The sequence below is a fragment of the Nitrospira sp. SG-bin1 genome, assembly GCA_002083365.1.
Taxonomy (GTDB): domain Bacteria; phylum Nitrospirota; class Nitrospiria; order Nitrospirales; family Nitrospiraceae; genus Nitrospira_D.
This window is the reverse complement of the sequence record LVWS01000043.1, coordinates 109,024-135,493: the sequence shown is the minus strand read 5'-3', so window position 1 is coordinate 135,493 and position 26,470 is coordinate 109,024. Positions and strand designations below refer to the sequence as shown.

Annotated in this window: 22 protein-coding genes and 1 pseudogene; 5 read left to right on the top strand and 18 right to left on the bottom strand. The window is 57.5% G+C overall.

Going from position 1 to position 26,470, the window contains the following annotated elements:
- Window positions 1-131: 131 nt before the first annotated feature.
- The 5 genes and pseudogenes from A4E19_09040 to A4E19_09020 all read right to left on the bottom strand — a co-directional run bounded on the left by A4E19_09040 (window position 132) and on the right by A4E19_09020 (window position 6,126).
- Entirely contained in the window at window positions 132-392 is a 261-nt protein-coding gene (locus tag A4E19_09040) for a hypothetical protein (GenBank protein ID OQW30879.1), read from the bottom strand.
- A gap of 144 nt (window positions 393-536) precedes the next feature.
- On the bottom strand, window positions 537-920 hold the full coding sequence (locus A4E19_09035) for a hypothetical protein (protein ID OQW30878.1): 384 nt from the start codon (window positions 918-920) through the stop codon (window positions 537-539).
- Window positions 872-1,639, bottom strand: coding sequence for a hypothetical protein (locus tag A4E19_09030; GenBank protein ID OQW30877.1), 768 nt, complete (start codon window positions 1,637-1,639; stop codon window positions 872-874). Before A4E19_09030 ends, A4E19_09035 begins: the two co-directional genes overlap by 49 nt.
- A 328-nt stretch (window positions 1,640-1,967) precedes the next feature.
- Window positions 1,968-5,003, bottom strand: a pseudogene (locus A4E19_09025) (multidrug transporter AcrB).
- A gap of 55 nt (window positions 5,004-5,058) precedes the next feature.
- Entirely contained in the window at window positions 5,059-6,126 is a 1,068-nt protein-coding gene (locus A4E19_09020) for a hypothetical protein (protein ID OQW30876.1), read from the bottom strand.
- 362 nt (window positions 6,127-6,488) lie between these two features.
- Between A4E19_09020 and A4E19_09015 the strand changes: the two genes are divergently transcribed.
- A complete protein-coding gene (locus A4E19_09015; protein OQW30875.1) occupies window positions 6,489-8,423 on the top strand; it encodes a cytochrome C in 1,935 nt (644 codons plus the stop codon).
- A 135-nt stretch (window positions 8,424-8,558) separates the two neighbouring features.
- Here the strand turns inward: A4E19_09015 and A4E19_09010 are convergent, their stop codons facing one another.
- From A4E19_09010 to A4E19_09000, 3 genes are all read right to left on the bottom strand, one after another.
- On the bottom strand, window positions 8,559-11,153 hold the full coding sequence (locus A4E19_09010; protein OQW30874.1) for a hypothetical protein: 2,595 nt from the start codon (window positions 11,151-11,153) through the stop codon (window positions 8,559-8,561).
- Between the two features lie 99 nt (window positions 11,154-11,252).
- Entirely contained in the window at window positions 11,253-12,209 is a 957-nt protein-coding gene (locus tag A4E19_09005; GenBank protein ID OQW30873.1) for a hypothetical protein, read from the bottom strand.
- Between the two features lie 101 nt (window positions 12,210-12,310).
- Window positions 12,311-12,904 (bottom strand): hypothetical protein, encoded by a 594-nt coding sequence (locus A4E19_09000; protein ID OQW30872.1) that lies wholly within the window; start codon window positions 12,902-12,904, stop codon window positions 12,311-12,313.
- 288 nt (window positions 12,905-13,192) lie between these two features.
- Between A4E19_09000 and A4E19_08995 the strand changes: the two genes are divergently transcribed.
- Window positions 13,193-13,960, top strand: coding sequence for a hydrolase TatD (locus tag A4E19_08995; protein OQW30871.1), 768 nt, complete (start codon window positions 13,193-13,195; stop codon window positions 13,958-13,960).
- Here A4E19_08995 and A4E19_08990 read toward each other — a convergent pair.
- Window positions 13,947-14,510, bottom strand: coding sequence for a hypothetical protein (locus A4E19_08990; GenBank protein OQW30870.1), 564 nt, complete (start codon window positions 14,508-14,510; stop codon window positions 13,947-13,949). The genes A4E19_08995 and A4E19_08990 overlap by 14 nt on opposite strands.
- Before the next feature lie 84 nt (window positions 14,511-14,594).
- Between A4E19_08990 and A4E19_08985 the strand changes: the two genes are divergently transcribed.
- From A4E19_08985 to A4E19_08975, 3 genes are all read left to right on the top strand, one after another.
- A complete protein-coding gene (locus tag A4E19_08985; protein OQW30869.1) occupies window positions 14,595-15,860 on the top strand; it encodes a hypothetical protein in 1,266 nt (421 codons plus the stop codon).
- A gap of 30 nt (window positions 15,861-15,890) precedes the next feature.
- Window positions 15,891-16,628 (top strand): hypothetical protein, encoded by a 738-nt coding sequence (locus A4E19_08980; GenBank protein OQW30868.1) that lies wholly within the window; start codon window positions 15,891-15,893, stop codon window positions 16,626-16,628.
- Between the two features lie 108 nt (window positions 16,629-16,736).
- Window positions 16,737-17,045 carry a phosphate starvation-inducible protein PsiF gene (locus A4E19_08975; GenBank protein ID OQW30924.1) on the top strand — a complete coding sequence of 103 codons (309 nt, stop codon included), beginning with the start codon at window positions 16,737-16,739 and terminating at the stop codon, window positions 17,043-17,045.
- An 83-nt stretch (window positions 17,046-17,128) separates the two neighbouring features.
- On the opposite strand, the gene A4E19_08970 is transcribed toward A4E19_08975, so the two are convergent.
- The 9 genes from A4E19_08970 to A4E19_08930 form a co-directional block, all read right to left on the bottom strand.
- A complete protein-coding gene (locus A4E19_08970; protein OQW30867.1) occupies window positions 17,129-17,779 on the bottom strand; it encodes a serine O-acetyltransferase in 651 nt (216 codons plus the stop codon).
- Between the two features lie 19 nt (window positions 17,780-17,798).
- A complete protein-coding gene (locus A4E19_08965) occupies window positions 17,799-18,284 on the bottom strand; it encodes a 2-C-methyl-D-erythritol 2,4-cyclodiphosphate synthase (GenBank protein OQW30866.1) in 486 nt (161 codons plus the stop codon).
- On the bottom strand, window positions 18,281-18,958 hold the full coding sequence (locus A4E19_08960; protein ID OQW30865.1) for a hypothetical protein: 678 nt from the start codon (window positions 18,956-18,958) through the stop codon (window positions 18,281-18,283). Before A4E19_08960 ends, A4E19_08965 begins: the two co-directional genes overlap by 4 nt.
- A gap of 154 nt (window positions 18,959-19,112) precedes the next feature.
- The gene (locus tag A4E19_08955; GenBank protein OQW30864.1) at window positions 19,113-20,657 is read right to left on the bottom strand and encodes a hypothetical protein; all 1,545 of its coding nucleotides are present in this window, start codon (window positions 20,655-20,657) and stop codon (window positions 19,113-19,115) included.
- A gap of 37 nt (window positions 20,658-20,694) precedes the next feature.
- Window positions 20,695-21,618, bottom strand: a complete 924-nt coding sequence (locus A4E19_08950) for a fructose-bisphosphate aldolase (protein ID OQW30863.1) — start codon at window positions 21,616-21,618, stop codon at window positions 20,695-20,697.
- Window positions 21,619-21,661: 43 nt separating this feature from the next.
- On the bottom strand, window positions 21,662-22,660 hold the full coding sequence (locus A4E19_08945; protein OQW30862.1) for a fructose-bisphosphatase: 999 nt from the start codon (window positions 22,658-22,660) through the stop codon (window positions 21,662-21,664).
- 55 nt (window positions 22,661-22,715) lie between these two features.
- Window positions 22,716-23,492, bottom strand: coding sequence for a hypothetical protein (locus A4E19_08940; GenBank protein OQW30861.1), 777 nt, complete (start codon window positions 23,490-23,492; stop codon window positions 22,716-22,718).
- 41 nt (window positions 23,493-23,533) lie between these two features.
- Window positions 23,534-24,964, bottom strand: coding sequence for a phosphomannomutase (locus tag A4E19_08935; GenBank protein ID OQW30860.1), 1,431 nt, complete (start codon window positions 24,962-24,964; stop codon window positions 23,534-23,536).
- A 48-nt stretch (window positions 24,965-25,012) separates the two neighbouring features.
- On the bottom strand, window positions 25,013-26,464 hold the full coding sequence (locus A4E19_08930) for a hypothetical protein (GenBank protein ID OQW30859.1): 1,452 nt from the start codon (window positions 26,462-26,464) through the stop codon (window positions 25,013-25,015).
- Between the last annotated feature and the right edge of the window lie 6 nt (window positions 26,465-26,470).

The following is a 26,470-nucleotide window of genomic DNA, read 5'->3' as shown; positions in this document are numbered from 1 at the left end:
TCATCACAGACCTAGCCATGACGGAGAGACACGCTCAACTTTATGTAGACGAATCGCGTACTGATTACCTCACCTCCACACAGAACAAGAGTCCCCTCGCCGATGGCAGCCCAGGTTGATCACACGGGACGCTACGACAGTTCCAGATGATAGCGGTCCAACGTCGTGGCCTTGTGACGCGCGAGATTAGACAGCGACTTGTTGTAGTCGATGATGGCCCGCAACTCGTTCCCCTGGGCCGTCGCCAGGTCGCGCTGGAAGTCCAGCGCGAAACGCGTGGTACTGAGCCCGACTTTCAGCCGTTCCTGTTCGGTTCTCAGCTGTTTTTCAGCCAAAATGCGCGCCGACTGAGTCGTTTCAATTCGTTTAAAGTCCGTCTGGACCCGACGCACGGCCTCACGAACGCCGAGGATAATTGGTGACGGACGCTTTCAAGGGCGATTTCGGCATTCTTGGCTTCCAGTTGCCTCCTCGTGTAGGTGCTGATGGCGGCGCGATTGCCGAGCGGGTAGCTGAACAGCAGGCCCGCGCCATAATTATAGAAATCTCCGCTGAAGTTTCTGGTGAACGAATTGCCAGTCGCTTCCCAGCCCAGAAAGCCCCATTGTGCCTTGGGTGGAGAGCGTGGGAAGCAACTGGTTGCGGGCGAATTGCTTATTGAGCTCGCTGGACTCAATATGCTTTTGGGCTTGGACGATTTCCGGGCGCTGCTCGATTGCCGTATCGATGGCCGCTTCGAGACTGAGGGGTTCGAGATAGACGACGGGGGCGTCGATGGGCGTGACGCGCACATTTTGCCGCAGTTCGGCTTCGCCTGGATTTAAGATGGTCCGCAGTTGATCTTCTTCATCGCGAATGATTTTCTCGGCTATCAAGACCTGTTCCACTCTGGAAGCGACGGCGGCCTCGGCCTGGAGCACATCGACGACAGACATGACTCCTGCCTTGGCTTGGCACGATTGTTCGCCAAGAGCTCTTCAGCCGCCTTCAACGCAGCTTGGGCGACCTTCACGTTCTCCCTCGCAAACACCAGTTCCCAATAGTTTTGTTCGACCGACGCAATGACGGTCAGGACCCGATCCCGAAAATGTGCTGTTCGACGACCGCATTGTTTTTGGGCGGCCTTGATGAAGGTCGGATTGATCGAGATCCCGGCATTCTTGAGCAGCGGCTGATTGAACGTGAGCGTCAACCCGCCTGTCCAGGCAGGGTTGAACAGGAATCCTTCGGCGAGATCCTGATTCACACTGTTTCGCGCCGGGCGATAACTCACGTCCACCGTGCCCCCGTCAAGAGGTTTGGTCGCGGCATCGACGCTCAACACATGGTTGCGCTGGTCTAACTTCGTGATCCGGTTGAGCTGAAACCCGGTCGCCCCGAATACGGGCCGATTGAGAGGATCGACCGTTCGGAGATACTGACCGTTCACACTCACCGTGGGATCGAACTTCGCTTGTTCGACGACGATGTCGGTCAATCGACTCTCTTTGGTGTGGCGACTGATGCTGATGTCGAGGTTGTTCTGCAGCGCGCGAACCGCCGCATCCGCCAGCGACACCGCTTTATGACGTTCCTCAAGAGGAGCCGGTGGGATGACATCCTCGCTCCAACTCCGAGATGGAGACACAAGGCCACACATCCCAACGATCATCACCGCTGCGAGCCCTGGGTGAACCGAAAATCGAGAGTCCATAACACCTTCCCATGACCAGCGTCTCCGCCGGAGAACCGGCACAACATCGGCTCTATGAAGTGATCGATCGCTCTCTCGAAGCCTACGACCCTATTCCTTCTGGTGACGAGACTACCCGACGTGCTCCACACTACATAAGCGGTCCTGCATCGGCCGATCTTCCCGAGTCGAAAGCCGAGGGGCTTTCGCGTAAGTCAGTGGTGGCGGCAGATCGCGGATCGATATCGCGGTTTGCGCCATGAAGACCATGAGGCTGCCACGTCCCATCGGTCTCAAGTCCCTTCGCGCCTGCAGAAAGGATCCTATAGCCGGCTGGAACCAGTATCAGCGTCACAAGGGTGGAAACGAAAAGCCCTCCGACGAGGACGACCCCGATCTGTCGTCGGCCCGCGGCCCCTGCACCGGTGGCCAGTGCGAGCGGCAAAGCTCCGAGGATGGTCGCACAGGTCGTCATCAAAATCGGACGAAGTCGTAACGCGGCCGCTTCAATGACCGCCCGGGACACATCGAGCCCTTTGTCACGAAGCTGATTGGCGAATTCTACGATGAGAATCGCGTTCTTCGTGACGAGCCCGATCAAGATGACCAACCCGATTTGACTATAGATCGTGAGAGTTCCATCGATCGCCGCCAGAGACAGTACCGCCCCCGACAGAGCCGGGGGCACCGCAAGAAGAATCGTCCATGGATGCCGGAAACTCTCGAATTGCGCCGCCAGTACGAGGAAGATCACCGCCAACGCCAGCACGAACGTGACATACAGGTTTCGATTGCTCTCCGCGAACATCTTCGACTCTCCGGCGTAGGCCGTCCTCATACCGGGCTTGATGACGTCCTTTGCCGTTTCATCCAAATAGTGCAAGGCCTGCCCCAGCGTAAAGCCGTCGGCCAGACCCGCGCTGACCGTGACGGCGCGCATGCGATCGAAATGATTCAGGGCTTCCGGAGCGGGCACTTCACTGATCGTGACGACATTGTTGAGTTGGACCAATGCGCCGTCATTTCCCCGAACATAAAGCCGACTGATGTCCGACGGTGTCTCGCGTTGCCGGTCGTCGATTTTGGCGATCACCTTGTACTGTCGGCCGTTGTGTATGAAGGTGCTCACCGGCCTTCCACTGAGCAATGTCTCGAGCGTCCGTCCGATGGTCATGACCGATACGCCGAGGTCCGCCCCCTTGTCCCGATGCATCTCGACGGCCACATGCGGAGTATTCAACGCTAAATCCATTTCGGGCGTCAGGAATCCGGGATGGTCCGCCAGCCGTGCCATCATGGTTTCCGCAACCCGCTGCAACTCCTGATAGTCCAATCCTCCAAGGACGAACTGCACGGGCGTCTTATCGGACCATTCCCCGATAGCAGGAGGATTCAATAAGTAGGCCTTCACGCCGGCCAACTTGCCGAGTTGTTGATTCACACTTGCGATGATCTCCTGCACGCTCCTGGTACGATCGTTCCAATCCTTCAAGGTGATCCAACTCTCGGCTCGATTGACTCTCGTCGGACGGTCTCCACGGGCTACGATCGTATAAATGTGTGTAATCTCGGGGACCGTCTTGAGCAACGATTCCAATTCCTTGGCGTAGGTATCGGTATATCGGAGCGTCGCGCCCTGGGGCGCGGTGAGAAAGCCGGAGAACCACCCCGCGTCTTCGAACGGGGCCAGCTCGGACGGGAGTCGATTCACGATGGACAGGCTCGCGAGGCTCGCTCCGATCGCGACGAGGACGATGACCGCCCGTGCGTTCATGACCCATGTCAATCCATGACGATAGCGTTGAACGACATCGTCCGCCAGCCGTGCCGCCGATTGAAACCGGATCGATCCAATGTCACGGCGAAGCAAGCGTCCGCACATCATCGGCGTGAGGGTCAGCGCCACGAAGCCCGACAAGAGCACGGCCGACGTGACGGCGATCGCCAATTCGGCGAACAGTTGACCTACGATTCCGGTCAGAAAGGCGATGGGGACGAAGACCGCCACCAGCGAAATGGTCGTCGCGACGACGGCAAAGGCGATTTCGTTCGTACCTTCGATGGCCGCCCGTACAGGTGACATGCCGGCGACGATCCGTCGATGAATGTTCTCCAGCACGATGATGGCGTCGTCCACCACGAGTCCCATGGCCAGCACGAGTCCGAGCAGGGTCAGCACGTTCAACGAACAGCCGGTCACCGCCATGACCGTGAAGGTGCCGATGATCGAGGCCGGAATAGCCACGGCAGGCACGAGCGTGGCGCGCACGCTCCCCAGGAAACAGAAGATCACCAGCACGACGAGAGTCAGCGACAGCCCCAAGGCCACATACACTTCATGCAGCGACTGTTCGATCGGGGTCGAACTGTCCCAGGCGAGCGTCATATGCATGCCGGCCGGCAGTCCCGCCGCGATGGCCGGAAGCCGTTCCTTGACCGCGCGCGCCACGGCCAACGTATTGGCCATGGACTGGCGAGACACGGAAACACCCAGCGACGGCTGGCCGTCGAATCGCCCGAGTTTGCGGGTATCCTCCGCGCCGAGTTCGACACGGGCCACATCCTCCACGCGAACCGGATACCCATCACGGTAGGCTACGATCAGCGATTCGAACTGTTTCGGCGAGTTCAACGCGCCCTTCAGCGACACACCGAATTCCATTTGACCGCTCTCGATACGGCCGGCCGGGATCGAGGCGTTCTGGTTGCGGATGGCCTCTTCGACCTCCTGAACGGTCAAACGTCGAGCGGCGAGCCGCTCTGGATCCAACCAGATCCGCATGGCATAGCGCCGTTCGCCGTCGAGGTATGCCGCCGACACTCCGGGAATCATCACCAACTGCGCCTTGATGAACCGGTCGGCGATGTCGGACATTTCCAGCTCGGAATGGCGGTCGCTGGAGACGGCAATCCACAGAATTTCCGTGTTCTCGGCCGCGGCCTTTTCGATATGCGGTTCGAGAATGCCCAGCGGCAGCAGCGGGCGAATCTGGGACACCCGATCGCGGACATCGTTGGTCGCCCCGTCCAGATCGCGCCCCAATTCGAATTCGAGCGTGATCAACGACGTTTCTTCGCGGCTCGCCGACGTGATCGTCCTAAGTCCTTGAATGCCGCTGAGCGAGTCCTCAAGCGGCGTGGTCACGTCCGACTCGATGACGGAGGCGCTGGCACCCGCGTACACCGTCCGCACCGAGACGATGGGCGGCCTGATGTCGGGATACTCGCGCACCGGCAATTGGAGAAAATTCAAACATCCGAACAGGATCAGCAACAGCGTCATGACGATCGCGAACACCGGCCGGCGGATGCATGTCTCGGAAATGTTCACAACGGCACCCGATGAATCTGGGAAGTGACGCTCATAGCAGGCAGGATTTCCGTCGTTACTCGGATGAGGTGATCGAGACGAGAGCGCCGTCGTGGAGCTTGTGGGTCCCGGTCCGGACCACATGATCGCCCTCGTGCAAGCCCGAGCGGACCTGAACCATTCCCCGTTCACGCAGGCCTACGGTGACTTCCGTCAGCCGGGCGGTTCGGTTCTCGACCCGAAACACCATGGCTTTGTCGTGCCGCAGAAATTCCGCCTCTTCAGGGATCAGCAACGCATGGGTATTCTCGCCTATGGTCAGCTTCACGGTGACGAAGAGGCCAGGGCGCAGGGTACCGGCCTGATTCGGAATCGCCGCACGAACCGCGACCGTACGATTGGTCGAATCGACTCGCGGGTCGATCGCCGTTACACGACCCACGAACGTCTCGCCCGGAAAGGCTTCCGTCATGACGGTCAGCTGCTGACCGATATAGAGACGACTCAACAAGACTTCAGCCACCTTGAAATCCACGTGGAGAGTACTCAGGTCCTCCAGGTTGACGATGGCTTGCCCCGGCTGGACATAATCTCCGACTGAGACGCGACGAAGCCCCACGGTTCCGCTGAACGACGCACGGATGACGGTTTTCTTCAGGCGGGCCGCATACAGCAGGCGGTTCGACGTCGCCGCTTGCCAGGCCATTCTGGCTTCATCGATCTGTTGAGCCGGCACAATGACCTCTTGCTGATCGTTCAGCCGTTTCAACCGTTCGTACGTCACCTGAGTCATTTTTTCCTCCGCCGCCGCCTGATTCGCTTGGGACTGCAGCTCTTCCGGGTCCAATTCGACTAGGGGGATCGCCCGCGCGACAAACTGGCCATCTTTAAAGTGGATCCGGCGGATCACGCCCGCAATCTCCGGCCTGACGATGATCGAGGCCATCGCTTCCAGCGTTCCCACGGCCTGAACTGATTCGGTGATGGACCCGGCGACGACCGGAACCACGTCCACGAGAATAGGCGGATCAGACCCAGGCGCGGCGGTCGGTGATTCGCTGGACGACCGGCCACCCAGCTTGATCGTCATGAAGACGGTCAAAACCGCGATCCCGACGGCAATAGTGAACGTTTTCAAGTTCATACCTGGCCTCTTCTCCTCGCCATAAGGTTCCAGACGGAGCCGATCGAGGCGGTACCCTAGCGTATCTAAGACGGATGAACCATTGGAAACCTCACCTACTAATAAGGACTATCACCTTAGGATTCCTCGCAGTGACATTCTTAGGGTGGGATTCGGTTCACGATGCAGTGAACCTAATAGAATGAGTCTTCACAGGACTTTTGCGGAATCTAAAATTCCTCTTGTCCTGTATCAGTGTCTTCATTTACAAATGCCTTTCAACTCGCTGTCGTGCGCCGGACTCGGATGGGTCCGAGCGACGTGCAACTCTGGGTAACCCCGGAGAGGCGCACATGTCCAGGAAGTCCGACGCGATAACGCCCATGCGTATTTTCTTATTATTGAGCCCTTTGCCATGGTGGCTGGTCACGGTGCTGGTGACCGCAAGCCTGCACGGCGTTGCCATGGCCTCGCCGGCTGACGACGAGAAGGCACAGACCATCGTCCACATGCTCGATTACATCGCCGTGGATTACCCGGAGTGTGTGCAGGATGGCACGGTCGTCAATGCCGACGAATACACGGAACAGCGAGAGTTCGCCATTCAGGCCGTCACGCTCCTCAATAAATTGCCCGCCGTGCCGGAACAGCCGGCGCTCCTGCAGCAGGCTCGCGGACTGCTCGCGCAGATCGACGCCACGGCGTCGGGTAGCGAGATTTCGGCGCTCGCCGGCCGGCTGCGTCTCGGCGTAATCCAGGCATGGGCGCTGAGCGTGGCTCCGCGACAGCCTCCCGACCTCCGGCAAGGTGCAAAACTCTTTGCGCAGCATTGTGCTGGATGCCACGGCTCGCAGGGGCGGGGCGACGGACCGCTGTCGACCGGGATGGAACCAGCACCACGCAACTTTCACGATGACGCTCGCATGCGCCAGCGCAGCCTGTACGGCCTCTACAACACCATCTCGCTCGGCGTGGGCGGCACGCCGATGCGCGCCTACACCGATTTTTCCGAGGCCGACTGCTGGGCCTTGGCTTTCTTTGTCGGTGGCCTGCGCGCGGATTCCGATATACTGGCGAAGGGAGAGGCATTGTGGCGGCAAGGCGAAGGGAAAGGAACGTTCAATAGTTTCCGCGCGCTGGTGATGACACCCCCCGGCGAACAGGCCGCCGCCGACTCGCCAATGGACGCCGTGCGCGCCTACCTGACCCGGCATCCCGATGCGCTGCAGACCATGGTTCACACACCACTCGCCTTCTCGCGCGCCAAGCTCGAAGAGGCATCGCGGGCCTATGCGAAAGGCGATCGAGACAGCGCGCGGCGCCTCGCGATCGCGGCCTACCTCGAAGGGTTCGAGTTAATCGAATCGACATTAGACAACGTAGACTCGCCGCTACGCCTTGAAACAGAACGTGAGATGATCGCGCTCCGCTCGGCCATCGGTGAAGGGCGACCGTCCGAGGCCGTGACGGCGCAGTCGGTACGAGTCATCGCGCTGCTCGACCGTGCGGACACCGCGCTCTCTGGAAGTAATCTGTCACCGAGTGCGGCCTTTGCCAGTTCCCTGGTGATCCTGTTACGCGAAGGACTGGAGTCGATCCTTGTGGTTTCGGCTATTGTGGCTTTCGTCGTCAAAACCAAGCGACAGGAGGCCTTGCCCTATATCCACGCCGGATGGATCGGAGCCGTCGCGTTGGGGGGTGTCACATGGGGAATCGCCGGCTACGCGCTGAAGATGTCGGGCGTCGGCCGCGAATTGACCGAAGGCATCACCGCCTTGCTGGCCGCGGCCATGCTGCTCTATGTCGGCTGGTGGTTGCACAGCCGCTCGAACGCGCAAGCCTGGAACCGCTTCATCCGCGAACAGATCACCGTGGCGCTGGGCATGCGCACACTGTGGGCCATGGCCGGCATCTCGTTCCTCGTCGTCTACCGCGAGATCTTCGAGGTGATTCTCTTCTACGAAACGCTGTGGGCGCAGGCCGGCGTCGATAGGCATGAAGCGGTGCTGTGGGGCATCGTGGCCGCGGTGCTGATGCTGGTCTTGATCAGTGGCGTGATTCTTCGTTACAGCGTGCGCCTGCCGATCGGTCCGTTCTTCACGATTTCCTCGATCCTGCTGGCCTTGATGGCCATCGTCTTTGTCGGTAACGGAATTGCGGCCCTGCAAGAGGCAGGTGTGTTGGACGTGACAAGGATTCGCTTCGTCTCACTGCCTTTACTGGGCATCCACCCGACCCTGCAGACCCTTGTGCCACAGGCGCTGATGCTCCTCGTGATCGCCGGAGGGATCTGGGCTAATCGGGCGAAGACGGACTAGCGCGAACAGCACCCGAATGAGTGCGTGCAACGTGCAAGTGGATGGTCGGTTCTTGGTTTTGCACCTCTCCCGTTTGATTGGCCGAGAGCAGTACAAGGTCAAGAACTGTCCTCCATTTCACCTCGAACAGTTTGACTAATTGAACTCCAGTTTCACCGAACCGATCACGGTCAGCGGAGCACCGGGATACAGGGCCAGGCCGGAGAACTGAGAGCCCGTGAAGTAGCGCTGATCGAGCAGATTGGTGAAATTTATGGCCGCCAAGAGATTCGTCCTGTGGAACAGTTCCGGTTTTCGGTAGTACACTGCCGCATCCAACCGGACAAAACCGGGCATGTCAAACGGCGTTCCGCAATCTGCCGGATTCTGGCATGTGTTGATCCCCTGACGACGTCCCTGCGCATAGATTCCGACCCCCGCCCCCAACCCCTTGGCAAGTCCTTCCTGGAGAAAGTACGTCGTCCACAGGCTCCCTTGATGCAGCGGCACATTCGCGAGCCTACTCCCGATGGCGAAAGTATTGTCTTCTGTGACCTTCGCGTCCGTATAGGCGTAGGTTGCAATGATGTTCCAGCCTGGCCAGATCTCCCCGTTCAGATCGAATTCGAACCCCCGGCTGCGCTGCTCGCCCGCGGTGACCGAGAAGAACGGGCCATTGACGGGATCGGTCGTCAACACATTCCGCTTGGTAATATTGAAGCCAGCCAGGGTCGAGCGGAGCCGCCCGCCCGCCGCCTGAAACTTCAGACCACCCTCGATGGCTTTCCCCCGTTCAGGTCGAAAGATGTCTCCCGTGAAGCTGCGCGCTCCCGCGAACTGCGGGGCAAAGGATTCCGTGTAGTTGGCAAAGATCGACACCCACGGCCAAGGCTGATACGCGGCTCCGATGGAGGGGCTGAACGCGGTTTCCGTCGTATTAGTCCCTCGCGTTGTAGGATCGAAGTCATCCGGCCGGCTCCTCTCTTTTTGCTCAATCACATCATATCGCCCACCCAGATGGACGTGCAGGTTCGGCAAGAGGTCGATCTGGTCCCCTGCATAGACGCCCAGAATGCTGTTCGTGCTGAGAAAATTATCCGCAAAAGGAAGTGGGCCATCGGCAAAGAGGCGCTGCGCCGGGTTAAATATATTGATAAACCCGCCCAGCGCCGCAAAATCGCTCCGGAACTGCTGCGATTGCACTTCTCGTCCCAGCTCCACGCCAAGGATACTCTTGTGTTTGACCGACCAGGTCGTGAATGACCCTAGCAGTTCATTCTGCCAATAGTGCGACTGATTGGTCGAAGGCAGTTCAAAACGCACCAGCGACAGCACGCCTGTGGACGGAGTGAGTTCCCAGCCTTCGAGACTCGAGTAGTTTTCACGCGTGACGGCTGCGCGAAAGGCGCTGCGCAACCGAAGCTGAGCATTCAACTCATGAAGCAGTATCAGTGTGGCCTTTCCACCATGCGACTCCAGTCGACGAGTCGGATCGCCAAGAAAGCGGCTGATCGGAATGGGCGCCGGCCCGCCACCCAGCGCAACAATGCCGCGATCAATCGGCGTCTTATCATATAAATATTCGCCTTCGAACCGAAAGGTCGTGCGCGGTCCGATCTCCCACCCGATCGTGGGGGCCAGAAAGACTCGGTCGGTCTTCACGCCTTCCCGGAAACTCTCTGCCGACTCATACATGCCGTTGAACCGATAGGTCAGCGTTTTGCTCTCATTCAGCGGCCCGCCGACATCGATGGTCGGACGGTACAGGTTGTAACTTCCAAAAATCATTTCGGGGGCATAATATGAGCTTTTTAGGGGAGCCTTCGTGATCTGATTGATCACACCTCCCGGATCGGAACGGCCATAGAGGTAGGATGGGGGGCCCTTCACGACCTCAATGCTTTCAAGGTTGATGATATCGCGTGACACCCGCGAACCGAACGTACTGTCATCGCGGAACCCGTTCTTGAACACATTCAAAGTTGACGTGAACCCACGGATCATGAACTGGCCGCCTCTTCCACCTTGCGATTGTGACAGAAACACGCCGCTCACGTTCCGCAACGCGTCATTCATGCGAATCACTTTTTGATCCTCCATGACCTGCCGCGTAATTACTTCGACGGAGCGGGGAATATCATGGATGGGCACCGGAATCCTCATGGCAGTTGACGCGTCCTCGGCCGTATAGCCTTGATTCCGCATTTTCACCTCTTTCACCGTGACTTCCGGGACCTTGATCGGCTTTTGCTGAGCAATCGCCATCGACTCACCTGCCGGATCCGGTGACGTTCCCCTCTCCTCCCCCAGCACCGGAGAAGTCGCAGCGGGTGGATCAGCGCCCGGCACGAGCGTCACGGCATTGGCTCCGGTCACGCGATAAGTCAGTCCTGTTCCGGTCAACAGCACTTGCAGCGCCTCCTCCGGGGTACACTTGCCGCTGATGCCGGATGAGATCCTGCCGGCGATCAACTCAGTTGGAACACTGACCTGCCAACCAGTGGCCTCGGCGAAGGCATTCAACGCACTGCCAAGCGGTTGCGTGGGTATATTGAACTCGAGAGGAACGCTTGGCGCCCCAGTGGAAACATTGTCTTGAGCAAAAATATCGCCCGCTACAGGCACCACGAGAGTAAAAAGGAACAAGACCAAGCTGAATCGCCGCAGCCATGATGGATATATCCACCCTGCCCTCTCCTCTTGAGAGTGTGAAACACAGTTTTCGTGGTCGTTCATTGCTTGCCGTTTCATGATCCCAAACGCCTCCTGTTCTGAACCATCCCTTAGGAGACGCAGAAAAATAGGCATTCCCTCACCTGTTTCGATGCACAGGAAATGTTTTTGAAAAAATTAGAAGAGAAGAACGAAACGATTAGCCAGACCGACCATCGAGACCGGAACAGTTTTGACAAGCAGCTCAAGCGCGGCAACGGGATCGTCCACGTTATAGGTCCCTGTCACGTTGGTTTCACCCACACGCTGGTTCAATAGGACGATCGTGCCTGGATGATACCGTCGCAACTCTTCCAGCACTTGGGCAAACGGCACGCCATTCACAATAAGCCGTCCCTGCAGCCAGGCAGAGGCCACCGGCACATTGACAGAATGCGGTCGACCCATGTGGCCATGCTCCGTCCGGATCTGCGATCCGGCTGTGACCGCTACCGGAGAAGTGGTCTGACCGTGAGAATGAACTTCGACGGCCCCTTCGAGGACAGTGATTTGCTCTCCACTCGACTGTGCCCGGACGACGAAGGTTGTTCCAACAGCTCGAACGGCGGTTGCGGTACTGTCCACGATAAACGGACGGGCTGCATTCTGCTGAACGTTAAAGAGGACTTCGCCTTTAAGCAGCCGAACACGACGAACCCCGTCGTCAAATAAGAGCGCGATCGCTGATTGCGTATTGAGCGTGACAATCGAGCGGTCCGGTAACTCAACCGTGCGCCGCTCTCCGGATCCGGTCCGATAATCGGCCTGCCAGCCTGTGGTTACATCAACATGATCGGCTAGGATAGCCGCCAACACAATGCACGCGGCAGCCAGAATCGGCCATCGTAGAGCGAAGACAGGCTTTGCCTTGAACCCGGACGCCCCTACCCCAGCCGCAACAGCCGCAGCCGCGCTCAGCTCAGGACTCTCCCATAATCGAGAGACCTTATGGTACAGGAGGGCATGCCGAGGACTCTGCGCCTGCCAGGCCTTGAACGCTCGATGGTCCTCCTGCGATCGGCCGCTGTTCTGCAGACGAATGACCCAAGCTACGGCTTCTTTCCTGAGCCGGGCTTCTTCCTCCGAAAGCACCATGTTATCTGAATCATTCGTATTCTGCATAAGCCGGTCTTGTCGCAGGTGAGCGACGAGACCGGAGCCAGTATACAGTGTGACGATTCAACGGACCAAGATCCTCACTGGCGGCGGTCTATTGCGTCGAGAGCCTCACAACTTTGATCCAGCGCACGCATCAGTAGCTTTTCCACCCCGCTCTCCGAGATGTTCATGCGTGCGGCGATTTCTTGATAGGAATACCCATACACTCGGCACAGCACGAACGCTTCACGGCTGCGCGGAGGAAGCTGCCCGATCGCCTGGAGACACAGGCGAAGCCGCTGTTTGGCGAGCAGCTCCCGTTCCGGCGAAGGCGCTTGAGAGGGTACTGCCATTGCGGCATCCATGCCATCGATGGTTTGGACGCCGTTCTTCTCTTTCCGCAGATGGTCTATCGCCAGATTCGCCGCAATGCGATGGAGCAACGCACGCGGCTGCTCAACAACGTGCGTGTCGGCAAGCCGAAGCAGCCGCAGATACGTATCCTGCACGAGGTCCGCCGCTGTTTCGCGTGATTTCACCATACCGACAAGCCGACGTGTGAGCTCTTCCCGGTACCGATGAAACAGAGAGGCGATCTGCACATACGAGAGGGTCAGTGCGGTTCCCACATCAGAAATATCACGTGAAACTATGAGTTCAGCTTCTACGAGATGTGTGTCTTGAGTCCTCATCATCCATCTCCTTATGATCCATCGCGCTCAATAAAAAAGCCCAAGGCGTCACGACGCCTTGGGCTCCGGTCTCCACGACCTCTGGCCTCTTCAATGATCTTGATAATTGCTATCAATAGATGATGGGTTCTGTTTCTGTCAACCTCTTTCTCCTCTACCGAGATGGAGCGTTCGTATAACTAAGGTTCCGTATCATTTACAACAACTCCCGGTCCGAGCTTCAACGACGGATTCATCCGAGGCCTCCGGCTCTTCCGCTGCAGGAATCGCCCGTGCTACGATACCCCGATGCTGATCGACACTCACACGCATCTGGACGATGCCCGTTACAACGACGACCGGGAAGCCGTGATCGCCCGCGCACGGGAGGCCGGCGTTGAGGCCTTTATAACCATCGGCTGCGATCTCGCCACCAGCCAAGCGGCCGTACAGCTTGCTGACCGGCATCCATTCGTCTATGCCTCGATCGGTGTTCACCCGCATGAAGTCAAGCACATCCAGGACACCTGGTACGACGAGTTTCGTCGCCTTGCGAAACATCGACAGGTCGTGGCCTATGGTGAAATCGGACTGGATTTTCACTATAACCATTCGTCGCCGAAAGACCAGCGTGAGCGGTTTCGTGAGCAGGTTCAGCTCGCGCGTGAACTCAAGCTGCCCGTGATCATCCACACGCGGGAAGCCCAGGAAGACACGATTACGATTTTAAAGGAAGAGAAAGCGTCAGACGTCGGTGGGGTGTTTCATTGCTTTTCCGGGGACGCTTGGCTGGCAAAGGATGCGCTGGACCTGGGATTCTATCTGTCCTTTTCCGGGATCCTCACGTTTCAGAACGCGACCATGCTCCGTGAGATTGCCGCGAATACGCCGCTGGACCGCCTGTTGATCGAAACCGATTGTCCGTATCTCACGCCCGTTCCCTATCGGGGCAAACGAAACGAACCGGCGTATGTATCGCAAGTCGCGAAACAGCTGGCGTCGCTCCACAATATGTCTGTGGATGAAATTGCCGGACGAACCAGCGGCAACGCCAAGCGGCTGTTCAAAATCGCTTAAGCCGTCGGTCCCGCTGCCTTTGTGATTTTGAGGGCTTACGCGGATTTCCTTTCTTCTCCGGCCCTCGTGTCGGTCGAGCATCATCCCCTAAATCCAGCTCTTTATAGGGGATGGTACCCGTGGCACCCGGTGACATCCTGAGCTTTTCCGCGAATTCACGAGCCCCCATGACAAAGGCCCCGTGAGCTCTGGCTGCATTCACGATCTCATGGTCGGAACTCACGACAGCACAATCCGCCCCATACTCCCGTGCCAGCCGTTGGATGACCTGATCCGCCCGTTCACCGCGTTTTGAATAGATCACGTGAACTCCGGCACGATGTTCCCGCTGCTCCGTCGGCTGGCCCTGCTGCCACCCGTCGAACACCACGGTAATGAGATGGTTCTTGCGATGGCGATAGGCTGCCAGATCCTGCATCAACCTGTCGCGGGCCGATTCCAGACGACCGGAAAGGTGTCGGGCACCGGCCAGCAAGTTATAGCCATCGATGATCAGATGCATCGGCATACACCACGCTACCGTGGCCACGAGCAGACAGTCAATCCGCATCCTCCTAGCCAACCGGCGTAATTCTTGACAAGGCAACGGACATCTGAGAATAGTTTCCCATTGTCATCTATCCCCAAAGGGCCCATGCACGTACGAAAGCCTCGGCTCCTTTCATTCCAGCCCATCTTCCTCATGCCCAGTGTCCTCTTCTTTCTCTCTCTCCAGGGAATCCTGATCCAAACGACTTGGGCTCGGTTATCGGATGATCGTCCGCCGCCCGTGCTGTCATCGAAACAGGGTCCCGTGAGAGGGACGATGGCGTCCCTGGCTCCCGTTACGATTCGTAATTTCCGTGTGATGACGAGTCCGGAGAAAACCAGGTTGGTATTGGATCTGGACCGTCACGCTACCGTCATCGAGCGGCGAGTGGCTAATCCAAGTCGCGTGGTGATCGCCCTTCCACACGCATGGCTCAGCCAACCGGCGCAAACCAAGGCCAGAAACGGCACCGTCCCCTCACCTTTCATCGTCACTCAATCGCTTCCCCACGCTGTCGCCGTCTCTCTCCCGACCACATCGTTCCAGAGCTATAAACACTTCACCCTTTCCAATCCCCCGCGGTTGGTCATCGACGTGATTCCTCCCGCTTCTTCCGCAATGGATTCGCAGGAAGCTCCGCAGCGGTCAACTTCGCCCCCCTCACAGCTTGTGGTGCCGCGTGCCAAGGGCTACAGGACCATCGTGATCGATCCGGGCCATGGCGGGAAAGATCCTGGGGCTCGAGGCATCCGAAAGACCGAGGAAAAGGATATTACGCTCAGGGTTGGACTCCAGCTCCGTGAGCTCCTCATCAAGCAGCCCGGCGTGCGGGTGCTCATGACCCGAGAGAGTGATGTATTCATCGAGCTGGAAGACCGCGCCAAGTTTGCGAACAGCCACGAAGCCGATCTTTTTGTTTCCATCCATGTCAACTCTCACCCGTCACGCGCGGTCAAGGGGATTGAAATCTATCACTTTGGAGAAGCCAAGGATCAGCGGGCTCTCGAAGTCGCGGCACGGGAAAACGGCACGCCGATCAGCCACACCGGAGTCGGCTTGGAATACCTGCTGGCGGATCTCTTGACGACGAAGAAGATCGAGGAGTCACTTGAGCTCGCGTGGAACGCGAAAGAAGCCATGGTCTCCCAGATGAACGGGCCGTACGCGGTCAACGACCATGGCGTCAAGACGGCTCCATTTTATGTACTGCGGTTCACGAGCATGCCCAGCATCTTGGCCGAGATCGCTTACATTTCCAACCCGGACGAAGAAGATCTTCTCAGGAAACCGACGTTCGTCCGGGATGTCGCTCAATCACTCTACCATGGCATTGTTTCATTCCTTGCCAATAATAGACCGGATGTCCGATGAACGTTGAACTCGCCGCCTCCCACATACTTCATGTCCACCATCAAACTCGTTCTCGAATATGACGGCACGGCTTACGCCGGCTGGCAACGTCAACCCAACCGGCCCACGATTCAAGAAGCGGTCGAAACCGCTGTCTTCGGTGTCACACAAACTAAAGTGGCGGTCATTGGCGCGGGACGCACCGATGCGGGAGTGCACGCGCTGGGACAGGTCGCGAGCTTTCGTATTGACCATGGCTTATCGCCACGGCAATGGACCAGGGCGCTGAACGCACACCTCCCGGAAAACATCGTGGTGCGATCAGCCGCGCTCATGCCCGACACGTTCCACGCGAGGCACTCGGCACAAGGCAAACTGTATGAATACCGTATTCTGAATCGCCCGGAGCGTCCGGCGGTCGAGCGTGACCATTGCTGGCATGTTCATCAGCCCCTCGACGACGCAGCGATGCAACAGGCAGGACGTGCCTTGATCGGCACCCATGATTTTTCGTCATTTCAGACCCAGCCCACTGACAATGACGACCCATTCTGTCACCTGCAGCGGCTCACCATTGCGCGAGAAAATGATTTGTTACGGATGGAATTCTATGCCGACCGCTTTTTGAAACAGATGGTACGCTCCATCGTCGGGACGCTCGTTGAAGTAGGCCAAAACAAACGCACCCCGGACAACTTCACAACCATCCTTGGGGCGCATGACCGCTCTGCCGCCGGCAAAACCGCTCCGTCACAAGGACTCTTTCTTATCCGTGTCGATTATGGATAAGACACCGTCATATGTGCACTACAGACAAATACGTACTATTTTGCTATGATGGCATGCATACTTGCACCTCACATCTCACCACAAAGGAGTTACGATATGCGGACAGTCGTGCATGTCCTGACATTGACATTGTTTGTCTTGAGCCTGGGAGCACCTACGTTGGCCGTGGCCGCGCCCGGCCAGCAGAATAAGATGAAGGCGTGCAACGAACGGGCGGATGCAAAGGGGTTTGGTGAGGGGAAAGGCGACGAACGGAAGGCGTTTATGAAGGAGTGTCTCTCCGCCAAGTCGGCGAAAGGCGGAGGCGGCAAGGACACTCAGCAAAATAAAATGAAGACCTGCAACAAGGAGGCAGGGGAGAAGAAATTGAAGGGCGACGAGCGGAAACAATTCATGAGCGACTGCCTCTCGAGCTAGCTCGCATCCAGTCTTTATCCCCGGCGCGGCCCACGCCGCGCCGGATCGATTCCCCTACGCAAGCCGCTCAATAGTGAGGACTGTCATGGCAGGGATGGCTTGTCCTGATTTTCGAGTTTCTTTCGGAGGTCGATCAACTCTTGCTCGAGCGTGAGGAACCGATCGCTGATGGGGTCCGGCAAATTCACTTGATCCATCGTGGCGTCAGGCAAGCGTTCGCCCTGAGTCTTGATCACACGGGCTGGTACACCGATGACGGTGGAATTGGCCGGCACGTTCTTCAAGACCACTGAATTGGCTCCGATCTTCACGTTATCACCGATGGTAATCCCTCCCAGGATTTTCGCGCCTGCTCCCACCACCACGTGATTCCCCAGCGTCGGATGTCGCTTGCCTCGCTCTTTTCCGGTCCCGCCCAACGTCACGCCTTGAAAGAGGGTCACATAATCCCCGATTTCCGCCGTTTCTCCGATCACCACGCCCATCCCGTGGTCGATGAAAAAACCGGTGCCGATTTTCGCAGACGGATGAATCTCCACACCGGTCACCCAACGGGCCAGCTGCGAAATGACCCGCGGTAGGATCGGGACATCCTGTGCCTTCAGCCAGTGAGAGATGCGATAGGCCAGTAGCGCATGGAACCCGGCATAGGTGAGGATCACTTCCAGCTTGCTGGTCGCGGCCGGATCCCGGTCAAAAACCGCTTGGAGATCTTGTTTGATGGCGGCAAACATAGATGAGTGTCTCGTGATGTCAGGCCGGTTCGATCAGACACACCGCATGCGCGATCATCCCTTCTTCGTGCCCGACCGCGTCCAAACCTTCTCCACTTTTTACTTTGACATTGACCAGATCTGGATCGATGCCGGCGGCCGCGGCTATTTTCTTTTGCATGGCGTGAAGATGCGGTCCAAGCCGAGGAGCCTGGGCCACAATGACGGTGTCGATGTTTCCCACCCGATACCCCTTCGCATGCAGTTTCCCCATGACGTCTTCCAACAGCTTCAAGCTCGAGATCCCCTTATACTTGGAGTCCGAACTCGGATAGTGACGACCGAGATCTCCCTCTCCCATGGCTCCTAACAAGGCATCGCAAACCGCATGGACCAAGACATCGGAATCAGAGTGGCCGAGCAAACCTTTCTCATGCGGGATTTCAATTCCTCCCAAGATCAATGTACGGCCCTGACCAAGCGGATGAACATCATAGCCATAGCCGATCCGAAATCCTTTGTTCATATCGATCCTTTCATACCGCTCATACCGCCCGATCGACGCGATGCCAAGATCGCTTCACCAATGACCATATCCTCCGGCCTCGTCACCTTGATATTCTCCCCGCTCCCTTCCACGACCACCACCTCGTGACCGGACCACTCGAACAAGAACGCATCATCGGTGGCATGAACCCCTTCTGCATGGGCTTTCCGATGGGCGGCCAGCAATCGATCACGCCGGAATGCCTGAGGCGTCTGCGCCAGCCAGAGCGGTCCGCGATCGACCGTCCGTTCGACACGACGGCCCGTTCCAACCTGTTTGACGGTATCACGCATCGGCAAGGCCACAATCGCTCCGCCCACTCGGCGGGCCGCTTCGACGACCTCGGTCACCATACGCTCGGTGAGAAACGGCCGCACCGCATCATGCACGACCACGATCTCGGTTTCCACAGGCACGTGCTCGAGCGCATGCCGGACCGAATCCTGGCGTTCCTTTCCGCCTGCCACCACTTTCGTGATTTTCGAGAACCCAAACCGAACGGCGAGATCGTTAAGACAATAGTCGAGATCGGCCTGCGGGACAGCCAATATGATCTGGTCGATGTCGGGAGAGGCCTGAAGAACACGGAGCGAGTGAACAACGAGCGGTTCACCACCCAAAGCGAGAAATTGTTTAGCAACCGAGCCGCCCATGCGAAGGCCTCGTCCGGCGGCAGGGACGAGAGCCACAGTGTGGTTCTTCACGACCGTAGTCTAGACTATCCGTACTGCTCGAGAAAATCGAACGAATCTGATTGTTCGGGATACTTTGGCATCGCCCCGCAGGCTAGACCGCCTTCACCATTTCTCATGGGCGAAGCGTCAGATAGATCGTCCGCCCCTGCCGTTTCAACAGAAGCAAGACGGCTTGGTCCTTCGGTAGCTTGCCGGCGATCCGTTCAAACGCCTTCACCGACGTCACAGACTGACGATTCACCTCGAGCACGATATCGCCCTCTCGGACGCCCAATTCTTCCGCCGTACTGCCGGGCTTGACTCGAACGATCACCACACCTCGCTCGCTCGGTTTCAACCCATACCGGCTCGCCAATTCTTCGTTCAAGTCTCGGACATCAAGGCTGGAAAGCACGCCGGTCGGCGTGGCCGATTCCCCCCCATCGTCATCGCCGTTCTGCGACATCGACTTGGGCTGCTCAACGATCGTGAGATCGACGGTTTTCGGCTTCTTGTCGCGAATAAACTTGATCGTGACTTTTTTCCCGACCGGTGTCTGAGCAACGGCATTGCGCAGATGGGTCGGTGAATCCATGGGTTTGCCGTCATATTCGATGATGACATCGGCTCGTTCGAATCCAGCCTTTTTCGCCGGACTGTCATCCATGACATCGCTGACAAGCACACCCTTGGTCTCCGTGATACCGAACTGGGACGCCAATTCCGGTGTCAACTCTTGAATGGAGACCCCGAGCCAACCCCGAACGACTTTTCCGGTTTGTACGAGCTGCCCCATAATGGACTGAGCCATGTTGCTCGGCACGGCAAAACCGATCCCCATGTTGCCGCCACTCTGGCTGAATATGGCGGTGTTGATCCCGACCAACTCACCCCGCACATTGACCAAGGCTCCGCCGGAATTGCCGGGGTTGATGGCCGCGTCCGTCTGGATGAAATCCTCGTATTCGGCGATACCGGCGGCGCGTCCGAGCGCGCTGACGATTCCCAAAGTGACGGTCTGTGTCAGTCCGAACGGATTCCCGACGGCCAAGACAAACTCGCCGACTTCCAGTTTGTCCGAATCGGCCCAGGGTACGGTCGGAAGCCCTGTTGCGTCGATCCTCACCACGGCCACATCGGTCTTCGGATCGGTCCCGATCAGCTTCGCCTTGAATTCGCGTTTGTCCGAGAGAGTGACGCGGATTTCGTCCGCCTTCCCGACCACATGGTTGTTGGTGATGATCAACCCGTTCGATTCGACGATCACACCGGATCCGAGCCCCCGCTCCTTTCTTTCTTTCGGATGCTCGAATTTCCTGAAAAACTCGTCGCCGAAAAACTTCCGGAACAATGGATCGTCAAACGGCATTGCGCCGGAACTGTCTGAACGCCCGCTCTTGGTTGCGTAAATATTCACGACCGCCGGCTTCACCGATTTTGCAATATCTACGAACGTTTGATTGCTCCCACTCAGTACGGGCTGCGGGGCGGTCGAAACCGGCCTGGCGATGGGAGGCGGCGGAGCGACCGATGAATCAGGGACCGCATGCCCCGTAGGCAACCAGCCAAGGTCCGAAGCCACCACAAACCCGATGATGATGCCGGCCGTCAACAACGTGGCGGCCACAAGCCAGCTTCTGGTGCCCTGAGGTTTACGGTCGAACTCCGGTTGATTCATGGTATTAATTCGCCTTTAATTGCTGTTACGCGAAAGCTTACTGAATCTCGCCGCTGTAAATCCCCATAATGGTGTGGAGAAACTTAATGGCCTCGGCTTTCGGGCGCTGGAACGAATTCCTCCCGATGATGCTCCCGAAGCCTCCTCCATCCCGGATCCCCCGGGCTTCTTCAAACACATTCTTGTCTTCGCTCTTGGCTCCGCCTGAAAAAATGACGATCCGACGACCATCGAACGAGCTCTGGACCACGTGCCTCACTCGCTCGGCCAGCGTTTTGATCGGAATTTGGCTCGATTCATACACCTTTTTGGCGGCCGCTTGTTCCAAGTGCGCGGTCGGCAACTTCACCTTAATGATGTGCGCTCCCAGTTGAGCGGCGATTTGCGCTGCGTAGGCCACGACATCCATGGCCGTCTCACCCTCTTTGCTCAAACTCGATCCTCGCGGGTAGGACCACACGACGACGGCAAGACCGTGGGCCTTGGCTTCTTCCGCAATGGCCCGCAGTTGCTCATACATGGCGTTGCAATGAGTGGAGCCTGGATAGATCGTGAATCCGACGGCCGAACACCCCAACCGGAGGGCATCCTTCACACTTCCGGTCACCGACGGCAGCGGATCCTTGTCGTCATGGAGCACATCGTGATTGTTCAACTTAAGAATCAACGGAATCTGGCCGGCGAACTCGTCCGCGCCGGCTTCCAGAAAACCCAGTGGCGCAGCATACGCGTTACATCCCGCATCGATCGCCAGCTGGAAGTGATAGTGCGGATTGTATCCCGGGGGGTTGGGCGCAAAACTTCGCGCCGGTCCATGCTCAAACCCCTGATCCACCGGGAGGATGACTAACTTGCCGGTCCCCGCTAATTTACCGGAGCGCAGCATGCGCCCGATATTCGCCTTCGTCCCGGCATTATCGCTACCGTACCAACCGAGAATCTCTTGTACACGATCTCCCATGATTCCCTCCCGAATACCATCACGTCATCATACCAATGCGCAACTAGGCTCTTCCCTGAATATGGGCCTCCGCCTGCTCGACATCGAGGCGGCTCCCGATGATCAACGGCACACGCTGGTGTAGTTTTTTCGCTTCCACGTCCAATATCCTGGACGTTCCAGTCGTCGCCTTTCCACCGGCAGCTTCGACAACAAGAGCCAGCGGGTTCGCCTCGTACAGTAGCCGAAGTTTCCCTTCGGGTTTATCCACTTCACCCGGATACAGATAAATGCCCCCCCCGAGCAACAGACGGTGCACATCGGCGACCAAACAACCGGAATAACGACCACTGTATGGACGACCGGTGGCCTTGTCGCTGACTTTGAGCCAATCGAAATACTTCCGTGTTCCCTCCAACCACTTCTGCGAGTTGCCCTCGTTTGCAGCGTAGATCTTGCCTTTTGCCGGAATCTTGATGCGCTCGTGCGACAACACATACTCTCCGATCGCCGGTTCCAGGGTAAAACCATGCACCGCTTGACCGGTCGTGTACACGAACATCGTACTCGATCCGAACAACAGATACCCTGCGGCCATCTGTTCGACTCCCCGCCGCACCAGCGCAGCTTCTGTGGGCAACCGATCGGTCGAATCGTGTTTGAGGATCGAAAAAATAGCACCGAGCGGCATATTGCAGTCCGTATTGGACGACCCGTCGAGCGGGTCGAACAATACCATGTACTTCCCACGCAATCCCTTCCCCGACACGATGATCGGCTTCTCCATTTCCTCGGACGCCAGGGCACAGACGCATTCGGTCGACTGCAAGACGTTCACGAAGGTGTTGTTTGCAATGACATCCAGTTTCTTGACGGTTTCACCCTGTACATTGGTTTCGCCTGTTGTTCCACGGATATCCATCAGACCGGCACGCCGGAGATCTTGTGCGATCTGTTTGCCGATCAAACCGATGTCGGTCAGGAGACCGGTGAATTCCGCTTTCTCCTGTGGAATCAACGACTCGTGTTGGGCGACGAAACGATTCAGTGTGGGTAGCGTCATCGTCTATGCAGTATAGCCTGGTCAAGAGTGCCTGAGCAATCGATGCTCCGTGATTTTATTGATCACGTCTGGATGTCGGCATCCCGTCTACCAAATCGGCAACGATGGACCCAAGCACGACCTTCGCTTTCATTCGCACCGGGATCTTCCGTTCATCATTCGTAACCCATACGCGGATGTTGCCCTGATTCATAAACAGTCCATGGAACGGCATGATCACCAGCACCCGGACGGTTTCCGTCTTTCCCCAGACGCCTTCAATAGTTTCGATGGCTTCGACACGAACCTCGACAGGACGATTTTTCTTGTCGTGATACACATTCATCTTCAGTGAAGCACCCGGACTCGGCGGCAAGATGGTACGGGTATAGTACAAGCATGAAATGATGTCCTGCGTCCCGGCCGGGATAGGGAGCGTCTCCGTCGTCCCTCCTCTGACAGCCGTGACCGTGCCCTCTTTTTGTTGGAAGGCGTACTCAATATCTTCTTTCTTTTTACCTTCACGCCGGCGGAACGTCATATGTTCCGGAGTCAGTGTTTCCAAGTCCAGCTGTGATTCCACTCGATTGTCAACTGGGAAAAACTTGGTGATGATGGGAGTTGACTGCGCAGTCCCGACCAACTTCGCGACGGTTTGGTCATGTGCGCCATCCATGCGGGTCACCTCCATCACCGCAATCACGGCAGTAAGATTGAGCCAGGAAACCTCGTAGGTCAGCCGTTCTCCAATGTGAAACGGACGCTTGGCTTCGCCGAGAGGTTCAAGCTCCATACAGGCCGCTGAGTGTGGTGAAAGGGCGATCATAGCCAGGATGACGACATACCGACACATCCGGTCAACGGCGGGAGTCTCAAGAGGCCACCCGGGGCGTGTCAGCACCCGACCGACCGTTTTGCCACCGCGAGTTCGTCTTCGATGAGCGCCCGAATGACGTGCAGTTGTGCGGAGGATGTCGCCTCAAATCTCAGGACCAAGGCTGGTTGGGTGTTGGAAGCTCGAACCAGCCCCCACCCATCGTCGAAGATGGCGCGGACGCCGTCGATCGTAATCAGGTTTTGAAGCGCCAGTTTCCTCGGCCCAAGACCCTGTTTGGCCTTCAGGTATTCGGTAAATCGCTGGCGAATCCGCTCAACAACATCGAACTTGACGGCATCAGGGAGATCCACTCGGATCTCAGGAGTGACGACCGACGGAGGCAGATCAGACACCAATGCCGAAAGCGGCCGATGAGCCTTCGCCAAAATTTCCACGAGCCGGCACGACGCATAGACGGCGTCATCGTACCCAAAATACCGATCCGCAAAGAACATGTGCCCTGACATTTCACCGGCCAAGACCGCGGCCTCTTCCTTCATTTTCGCCTTAATCAGCGAATGACCCGTCTTCCACATGATGGCGCGTCCGCCGCGCTTGGTAATGTCGTCGTAGAGGCTCTGAGAAGCCTTCACTTCCGAGATGATGGTGCTGCCGGGCTTCGTAGCCAGGATGTCGCGTGAGTAGAGAACCAAGAGACGGTCGCCCCACAACACGTGACCCTGCTCATCGACAGCTCCGATTCGGTCTGCATCCCCGTCATATCCGATTCCCACATCGGCTCCATGATCCTTCACTGCCCGCATGAGATCGGAAAGGTTCTCCAGCACCGTGGGATCTGGATGGTGATGGGGGAAGCGTCCGTCCAAATCGCAATACAAGCCTGTGACTTGACATCCCAACAACTCAAGCGCTTGTTTGGCAACGAGGGAGGCCGCGCCGTTGCCGCTATCGATCACGACTTGCAGTCGATTCGCGTGAACATGAGAGAAGCTTTTCTTGATGTATGCCAGGTAATCCGGGATGATCGGATGCTCCGAGAGATGCCCATTCCCCGACACAAATACGCCTTCTTCCATCACTCTTCGAAGTTCCTGAATTTCCTTTCCGTGGATGGCCGTCTTGCCGACACAGATCTTGAACCCGTTATATTCGGCCGCGTTGTGACTCCCGGTAATCATGATACCGCCGCCGACCGGGAGCGTGAACAACGAAAAGTACACCAAAGGAGAGGGACACACTCCGATGTCGATGACATCGAGCCCTCCGGCAAGCAACCCTTTTACAAGCGCCTTGTGAAGTGCTGGGGAGCTCAACCGACCATCGCGGCCGACGCTGATCGTTGTCACTCCGCGCCTACCTACATATGTGGAAAAGGCCCGACCCAAGCGTTCGGCCAAATCTTCAGTCAATTCGCTGCCGACAATTCCCCGAAGATCATATTCGCGAAACAAACCCACACACCCTCCTTCAGAAGACCGATTCCTCATCAGCCCCACTCGGTCCTCTGCCCGCTCTCGTCGGCTTCATCACACGAATCAACTTTTCGCTATCCGACCGTAATCGTCCTTGAACCGCACGATATCATCCTCGCCGAGATAAGGCCCGTTCTGTACTTCGATGATATGCACCGTCTCCTGCCCGGGATTTTCCAAGCGATGTTTGGTTTTCACCGGAATGGCCGTGCTGTCGCCGACCGTTAAATCGAAGACCTCCTGCTCCCTTGTCACGCGCGCGGTGCCGGCAATCACCACCCAATGCTCGCTTCGCCGATGATGCATCTGGAGCGAGAGTCGGCCACCGGGATTGACCGTCACACGTTTGACTTTGAACCCCGGCCCTTCTTCCAACACCGTATAAGACCCCCATGGCCGCTGCACGGTCAGGTGTTCCAAGTGTTCGGGTGCTTGCTGCCGTTTCAGAATGTCGACGACCTGCTTCACATCCTGCGCCCGCGATTTCGGACACACCAACGTCGCGTCAGGAGTATCCACCACCACCATATCTTCAAGCCCGATCGTTGCCACGATGCGCCGATCTGCATAGACGATCGAACGCCTACTTTCAAAGTCGACCACCCGTCCCGTGACCACGTTACCGGCCTTGTTCTTTTCCGCGACTTCGTCCAAACTCCCCCAACTCCCGACATCGGACCACTTAAACGTCACCGGTACCACCGCCGCCTTCGACGACCGCTCCATGACACCGGTGTCGATTGAGACCGGTGTGATTTGACGATACACGTCATCGATCGACTGTCTTGACGCACCCTCTTTTTTGAGTTTCCGGATGCGATCCATCGAGGCCATGATCGCCGGTTGGTGAAGGCCGATCTCCTCCAAGATCGTGGCCGCGCGCCAGACAAACATGCCGCTGTTCCAAAAGTAGTCTCCCGCCTTCACGTACTGAGCTGCTTTCGTGGCATTGGGCTTCTCCACGAATTTTCGGACGAGATATCCTCGTAACTTTCCTTGCTTGCCCAGTAGAGCCTTGTCCTTGGGCCTGATATAGCCGTAGCCGGTTTCCGGCCTGATCGGCTTGATCCCGAACGTCACCAAATAGCCTTCTCCGGCCAACTGTGACGCCAATTGAACCGCCGCTTCAAAATCACGCTGGCCCGTCACGATATGATCCGCGGGAACGACCAACATGAGACCCTCCGGATCACGTGCCGCTACTTCCAGAGCGGCAAGCGCGATGGCAGGCGCTGTATTTCTCCCTTCCGGTTCGAGGAGAAATCCATCCGTAAGGTCTTCTTTCCAGTCGACCAATTGCGTGCGAATGAGGTCGGCTTGTGCGGCATTCGTCGAGATCAGCACATGGGAAGCAGGCGCACAGCCGAGGACGCGTCGCATGGTCTGCTGGATCAACGTATGCTCCCCGCCTATCCGCAAAAGCTGCTTGGGAAACAGATGACGACTCAACGGCCAAAACCTGGTCCCGCTCCCTCCCGCCATGATCACCGGATACAACGCATGTGTCTTTGTCATCGTTCA

Bases quoted from the DNA above. Each gene is read 5' to 3' on its own strand.
- A4E19_08940 (OQW30861.1), bottom strand. From the start codon at position 23,492: ATGTGTCGGTATGTCGTCATCCTGGCTATGATCGCCCTTTCACCACAC.
- A4E19_08985 (OQW30869.1), top strand. From the start codon at position 14,595: ATGCACGTACGAAAGCCTCGGCTCCTTTCATTCCAGCCCATCTTCCTC.
- A4E19_08970 (OQW30867.1), bottom strand. From the start codon at position 17,779: ATGTTTGCCGCCATCAAACAAGATCTCCAAGCGGTTTTTGACCGGGAT.
- A4E19_08950 (OQW30863.1), bottom strand. From the start codon at position 21,618: ATGGGAGATCGTGTACAAGAGATTCTCGGTTGGTACGGTAGCGATAAT.
- A4E19_08990 (OQW30870.1), bottom strand. From the start codon at position 14,510: ATGCGGATTGACTGTCTGCTCGTGGCCACGGTAGCGTGGTGTATGCCG.
- A4E19_08935 (OQW30860.1), bottom strand. From the start codon at position 24,964: ATGAGGAATCGGTCTTCTGAAGGAGGGTGTGTGGGTTTGTTTCGCGAA.
- A4E19_09010 (OQW30874.1), bottom strand. From the start codon at position 11,153: ATGAAACGGCAAGCAATGAACGACCACGAAAACTGTGTTTCACACTCT.
- A4E19_09020 (OQW30876.1), bottom strand. From the start codon at position 6,126: ATGAACTTGAAAACGTTCACTATTGCCGTCGGGATCGCGGTTTTGACC.
- A4E19_09000 (OQW30872.1), bottom strand. From the start codon at position 12,904: ATGAGGACTCAAGACACACATCTCGTAGAAGCTGAACTCATAGTTTCA.
- A4E19_09005 (OQW30873.1), bottom strand. From the start codon at position 12,209: ATGGTGCTTTCGGAGGAAGAAGCCCGGCTCAGGAAAGAAGCCGTAGCT.
- A4E19_08930 (OQW30859.1), bottom strand. From the start codon at position 26,464: ATGACAAAGACACATGCGTTGTATCCGGTGATCATGGCGGGAGGGAGC.
- A4E19_08965 (OQW30866.1), bottom strand. From the start codon at position 18,284: ATGAACAAAGGATTTCGGATCGGCTATGGCTATGATGTTCATCCGCTT.
- A4E19_08995 (OQW30871.1), top strand. From the start codon at position 13,193: ATGCTGATCGACACTCACACGCATCTGGACGATGCCCGTTACAACGAC.
- A4E19_08955 (OQW30864.1), bottom strand. From the start codon at position 20,657: ATGAATCAACCGGAGTTCGACCGTAAACCTCAGGGCACCAGAAGCTGG.
- A4E19_08945 (OQW30862.1), bottom strand. From the start codon at position 22,660: ATGACGCTACCCACACTGAATCGTTTCGTCGCCCAACACGAGTCGTTG.
- A4E19_08980 (OQW30868.1), top strand. From the start codon at position 15,891: ATGTCCACCATCAAACTCGTTCTCGAATATGACGGCACGGCTTACGCC.
- A4E19_09030 (OQW30877.1), bottom strand. From the start codon at position 1,639: ATGTGTGGCCTTGTGTCTCCATCTCGGAGTTGGAGCGAGGATGTCATC.
- A4E19_09015 (OQW30875.1), top strand. From the start codon at position 6,489: ATGCGTATTTTCTTATTATTGAGCCCTTTGCCATGGTGGCTGGTCACG.
- A4E19_08960 (OQW30865.1), bottom strand. From the start codon at position 18,958: ATGGGCGGCTCGGTTGCTAAACAATTTCTCGCTTTGGGTGGTGAACCG.